At 71.7% G+C, this 952-nt stretch carries 1 protein-coding gene; it reads right to left on the reverse strand.

Features of this window, described 5'->3' with window-relative positions; translation table 11 throughout:
- Positions 1-154 precede the first annotated feature (154 nt).
- The gene (locus tag D7X74_RS42120; protein ID WP_120538483.1) at positions 155-676 is read right to left on the reverse strand and encodes an RNA polymerase sigma factor; all 522 of its coding nucleotides are present in this window, start codon (positions 674-676) and stop codon (positions 155-157) included.
- Positions 677-952 lie beyond the last annotated feature (276 nt).

Below are 952 nucleotides of genomic sequence, written 5' to 3' on the forward strand. Positions count from 1 at the left end.
GCCGTGGGCTGGAGCGCCGCGTCCAACGCCGCCGCCACGAGCGCGCTGGAGCGCTGGCGGGACAGCCGACGCGCCGGCCCTGATTCATCGTCGAGCGGCCGCAGGAGGTCCTTCAGCGGTTCCTCGTCGCCATCCCCTGACGGGAAGGAGGCCATCACGCGCCTCCTTCCGGCGCGTCGCCGTCGGAGGCCAGCGCACGCAGGGCGGTGCGTCCCAGCCGCAGCCGGCTGCGCACGGTCTCGAAGGGGACGCCCAGTTCCGTGGAGATCTCCTGCACGCTCAATTCCAGGACGTGATGCAACACCAACGCATGCCGCTGCTCCGTCGAAAGCCTGTCCAGCAGCGTCACCATGTGACGGCGGTGCACGTATTCATCCGCCAGGGCTTCATCGGACGGCACCGCCAGCAACTCCACCGGATCCCCACTGTAGCGGGCCTCGCGCCCGCGTGAACGCTTGAGCCACGCGAACGTGGTGCGCACCACCACCCGGTCCACCCAGCCGTGGAAACGCCCGTCACCGCGGTAGGTGGGCAGGCCCCGCACGAGCGCGATGAGGGACTCCTGCGCGATGTCCTCCACGTCCGAGTCCCCGCGCACCAGGTAGCGCACCAGGTTGCGCACCCGGGGCAGCAAGTCCAGGAGCAGGGACTCGATGGCGTCGCGCTGGCCCCGCATGGCCGCCGCCAGTCGGGCGTCCTCCGGCGCGCGGGGGGCGACGGTCGCATGTGAGCCCGAACTCCTCATGTCCGACACAGAGGCAGCGCGCGGCGGAATCGGGTCATCGGCGCTCACGGAAAAATCACCATTCCCACTCCCAGTCGGGGTCGCACGGACCAGCCGTCCTCCCGGAACACGAACGCGCCGTCCCGCGCGTAGCCCAGCCGGGGCCGCCCCAGGAGCACCTCCCCGGACAGCGCCGCCTCCAGCGCGAGCGCCGGGCCCACCCGCCAC

This window comes from Corallococcus sp. CA047B, assembly GCF_003612065.1.
GTDB classification, from domain to species: Bacteria; Myxococcota; Myxococcia; order Myxococcales; family Myxococcaceae; genus Corallococcus; species Corallococcus praedator.

Excerpts from the sequence above, each read along its gene's own strand:
- D7X74_RS42120 (WP_120538483.1), bottom strand. The coding sequence starts at position 676 with ATGCGGGGCCAGCGCGACGCCATCGAGTCCCTGCTCCTGGACTTGCTG.